The 4,207-nt window shown below is 47.7% G+C and carries 3 protein-coding genes; 2 read left to right on the top strand and 1 reads right to left on the bottom strand.

Features of this window, described 5'->3' with window-relative positions; all coding sequences use genetic code 11:
* Positions 1–25 precede the first annotated feature (25 nt).
* The gene (locus ACRC27_RS10665; RefSeq protein ID WP_438622772.1) at positions 26–625 is read right to left on the bottom strand and encodes an acetate uptake transporter; all 600 of its coding nucleotides are present in this window, start codon (positions 623–625) and stop codon (positions 26–28) included.
* A gap of 406 nt (positions 626–1,031) precedes the next feature.
* Here ACRC27_RS10665 and dnaK point away from each other — a divergent pair, with 406 nt between their 5' ends.
* Positions 1,032–2,939 carry a molecular chaperone DnaK gene (dnaK, locus tag ACRC27_RS10660; RefSeq protein ID WP_438622773.1) on the top strand — a complete coding sequence of 636 codons (1,908 nt, stop codon included), beginning with the start codon at positions 1,032–1,034 and terminating at the stop codon, positions 2,937–2,939.
* A 91-nt stretch (positions 2,940–3,030) separates the two neighbouring features.
* On the top strand, positions 3,031–4,167 hold the full coding sequence (dnaJ, locus tag ACRC27_RS10655) for a molecular chaperone DnaJ (RefSeq protein WP_438630775.1): 1,137 nt from the start codon (positions 3,031–3,033) through the stop codon (positions 4,165–4,167).
* The last annotated feature ends 40 nt before the right edge of the window (positions 4,168–4,207 follow it).

Genomic DNA, 4,207 nt, shown 5'->3' with positions numbered 1-4,207 from the left:
TGCTCCACATCCCCCAAAAGAAGATTTAGGCTGTTTGCAGTACTGCTTTTGGCTGTGCTTTTTTCAGCTCGCCAACAGGCAGTACGGTGCGACCATAGGTTTCATTCAGAACTTGGGCCATCGCAAAGTAAATTGCGCTAAAACCACAAACAATGCCTTCAAATCCAGCAATTGTGCCGATCAGCTCACTACCAGTCAGATCACGGGCGGCCAGTAGGAAGAATAAAATAGTCAGGCTACCAAAAACAAACTGCTTGGCGCGGCAGTATTGCAGGCTACCAAAGAACATAAATAGGGTGAAAATGCCCCACATGCCGAGGTAAATCCCCATGAATGCATGTTCGGTTGGTGCTGCAACGCCCATTGCCGGCAGCAGCCACAGGAAAACCAATGTCAGCCAAAACAGACCGTAAGAGGTGAACGCGGTTGTACCAAAGGTGTCGCCTTTTTTGTAGCACATAATGCCAACAATAACTTGCGCTAAGCCACCGTAGAAAATGCCCATGCTCATGATCATGGCGCTAACAGGGAAAAAACCGGCATTGTGAATGTTCAGCAGCACGGTGGTCATTCCGAAACCCATCAGACCGAGTGGCGCCGGATTGGCCAGATTGCAGTTGGACATTTGTTCTCCTTTGACTGGCGGTTGCCAATCGACAAAAAAGACGGCACGCCGTCATAAATTAACTGAAAGAATTTACTTCAAATTGTAAGTAAATTTAAGCGGATTCAAATACGCGCGCGAATAATACGTTTTTTTTTGAGAAAATCAACAAAGATTGGATGAGCACGGGAAGAGAATGGTGAGGGGAGATGACTGCGCGGTAAATTTATCCAGCCGAGAGAAAAATTTCATTTTTTTTAATTTTCCCCCCTTGAGGTTCATTGAACTGCCCCCATCTATTAATCAATCGCAAGAGCGAAGCAATTTGTCGAAGATAGAGATGCGCAACATTCCATATTTGAGATGGGCCATTTTTACCTTTCGCTCTCATTAAATAGAATTTCAGTTAAGTTTTTGGAGATGCACGATGGGCAAGATTATCGGTATTGACTTAGGTACAACTAACTCCTGTGTTGCTGTTATGGATGGCGATAAGCCACGTGTACTGGAAAACAGTGAGGGTGATCGTACAACCCCGTCAATTATTGCGTATACCCAAGATGGCGAGATCTTAGTGGGTCAACCTGCTAAGCGTCAGGCTGTAACGAATCCACAAAACACCGTATTTGCGATTAAGCGTCTGATTGGCCGTCGTGATTCTGATGAAGAAGTTCAGCGTGATAAAGCTATCATGCCGTTCAAAATTGTTGCCGCAGACAATGGTGATGCATGGGTTGAAGCGAAAGGCCAGAAAATGGCTCCGCCACAAATCTCTGCTGAAGTATTGAAGAAAATGAAGAAAACCGCCGAAGATTTCTTGGGCGAGCCGGTAACTGAAGCGGTTATCACTGTTCCTGCATACTTTAACGATGCACAGCGTCAAGCAACTAAAGATGCTGGTCGTATCGCAGGTCTGGAAGTTAAGCGTATTATCAACGAACCAACAGCGGCAGCGCTGGCTTACGGTTTGGATAAAGAGGGCGGCGACCACACTATCGCTGTGTATGACTTAGGTGGTGGTACTTTCGATATCTCTATCATTGAAATCAATGAGATGGATGGCGACAAGACCTTTGAAGTATTGGCAACCAACGGTGATACACACCTCGGTGGTGAAGACTTTGATAACCGTCTGATCAACTACCTCGTTGATGAATTCAAGAAAGAGCAGGGCATTGACCTGCGTAACGATCCACTGGCTATGCAGCGTCTGAAAGAGTCTGCAGAAAAAGCGAAGATCGAACTCTCTTCTGCGCAACAGACTGATGTTAACCTGCCGTACATTACTGCAGATGCAACCGGTCCTAAGCACATGAACATCAAAGTGACGCGTGCAAAACTCGAATCACTGGTTGAAGATCTGGTTCAACGTTCTTTAGACCCGTTGAAAGTGGCTCTGCAAGATGCAGGTCTGTCAGTGTCTGAAATTGATGATGTGATTTTAGTTGGCGGCCAAACCCGTATGCCAATGGTTCAGAAGAAAGTTGCTGAATTCTTTGGTAAAGAACCACGTAAAGATGTGAACCCTGATGAAGCGGTTGCCATTGGTGCTGCGGTTCAAGGTGGTGTATTAGCCGGTGATGTAACTGACGTTCTGCTGTTAGACGTAACGCCTCTGTCTCTGGGTATCGAGACCATGGGCAGCGTAATGACTAAGCTTATCGAGAAGAACACCACTATCCCGACTAAGCACAGCCAAGTATTCTCTACTGCAGAAGATAACCAGTCTGCTGTAACTATTCATGTACTACAGGGTGAGCGTAAGCGTGCCGGTGATAACAAATCACTGGGCCAGTTCAACCTAGAAGGCATTCAGCCGGGCATGCGTGGAACAGCACAAATTGAAGTGACTTTCGATATCGATGCTGATGGTATCTTGCACGTATCGGCAAAAGACAAGACAACAGGCCGTGAGCAAAAAATCACGATTAAAGCCTCTTCTGGTCTGAGCGATGACGAAATTCAACAAATGGTTCGTGATGCAGAAGCCAATGCTGATGCTGACCGTAAGTTTGAAGAGCTGGTACAGACCCGTAACCAAGCTGACCACCTGATCCACGGTACACGTAAGCAAGTGACCGATCTGGGTGAGCAACTGCCAGCAGATGAAAAAGCGAAGATTGAAGAAGCACTGACTGCGCTGGAAACTGCGACAAAAGGTGAAGATAAAGCTGAAATCGAAGCAAAAATTCAGGCTCTGGTTGAAGCATCAAGCAAACTGATGGAACTGGGCCAGCAGCAAGCACAAGCGCAAGCGGGTGCTGAAGCGAATGGCGCAAAGCAGGATGACGATGTTGTCGATGCTGAGTTCGAAGAAGTTAAAGATAAAAAATAATTCCTTGATAAAGGGATTGTGAGAACATGGTACGGGCGTTGGATGAAAATCCTGCGCCCGTACATTCATGTAGGGGCAGGTGAAAGAGATTATGGCGAAGCGCGACTATTACGAAATTTTGGGTGTAACCCGCGAAGCAGATGAGAAAGAGATCAAAAAAGCGTACAAACGCTTGGCGATGAAGTATCACCCTGATCGTAATCAGGGCGATAAAGAGTCGGAAGCGCGCTTTAAAGAGATCAAAGAAGCGTACGAGATCCTCACCGACGACCAGAAAAAAGCCGCTTATGATCAGTATGGTCATGCCGCATTTGAGCAGGGCGGAATGGGTGGCGGTGCTGGTGGTTTTGGCGGCGGTGCAGACTTCGGCGATATTTTCGGTGATGTTTTTGGTGACATTTTCGGTGGCGGTCGTCGTTCACAGCGTGCCAGCCGTGGTGCTGATCTGCGTTACACCATGGAATTGACTCTGGAAGAAGCGGTTCGAGGTGTAACCAAAGAAATCAAAGTCCCTACCATGGTTGAGTGTGATGGATGCCACGGTAGCGGTGCAAAAGCGGGCAGTAAACCGACCACCTGTACAACCTGTCATGGTGCAGGCCAAGTGCAGATGCGTCAGGGCTTCTTTGCTGTTCAGCAAGCATGCCCGACCTGTCATGGCCGTGGTCAGATCATCAAAGACCCGTGCAACAAATGCCATGGTGATGGCCGTATTCAGAAAACCAAAACGCTGTCGGTTAAGATCCCCGCAGGCGTGGATACCGGTGACCGCATTCGCTTAACGGGTGAAGGTGAAGCGGGTGAGCAAGGTGCTCCAGCTGGTGATCTGTATGTACAGGTGCATGTAAAAGATCACAAAATCTTCCAGCGTGAAGAGAGCAATCTCTTCTGCGAAGTGCCGATCAGCTTTACGATGGCAGCGTTGGGTGGTGAAGTTGAAGTACCAACGCTCGATGGCCGTGTTAGCCTGAAAATTCCGGCTGAAACACAGACTGGCCGTATGTTCCGTATGCGTGGTAAAGGGGTGAAATCGGTACGCGGTGGTGCACAGGGTGATTTAATGTGCCGCGTAGTGGTTGAAACGCCGGTTAAACTGAGTGAGCGTCAAAAAGAGCTGCTCAAAGAGCTCGAAGCAAGCTGCGATGGCGATGCACGCAGTAAGCACAGCCCAAAATCTAAAAGCTTCCTTGATGGCGTGAAGAAGTTTTTTGATGATCTGACACGCTAATCGCGTTATCAGATCGTTTAAAATGATCATGTTAGCCATT

Origin of the sequence: Plesiomonas sp. (assembly GCF_051650925.1) — a bacterium.
Taxonomy (GTDB): domain Bacteria; phylum Pseudomonadota; class Gammaproteobacteria; order Enterobacterales; family CAMTGL01; genus Plesiomonas.
The sequence above is the reverse complement of the archived record's forward strand: the minus strand, read 5'-3'. Positions and strand labels throughout refer to the sequence as shown.

What these genes read in the sequence shown, in the direction of transcription:
- ACRC27_RS10665 (WP_438622772.1), bottom strand. Translation starts at nt 625, where the DNA reads ATGTCCAACTGCAATCTGGCCAATCCGGCGCCACTCGGTCTGATGGGT.
- dnaK (WP_438622773.1), top strand. Translation starts at nt 1,032, where the DNA reads ATGGGCAAGATTATCGGTATTGACTTAGGTACAACTAACTCCTGTGTT.
- dnaJ (WP_438630775.1), top strand. Translation starts at nt 3,031, where the DNA reads ATGGCGAAGCGCGACTATTACGAAATTTTGGGTGTAACCCGCGAAGCA.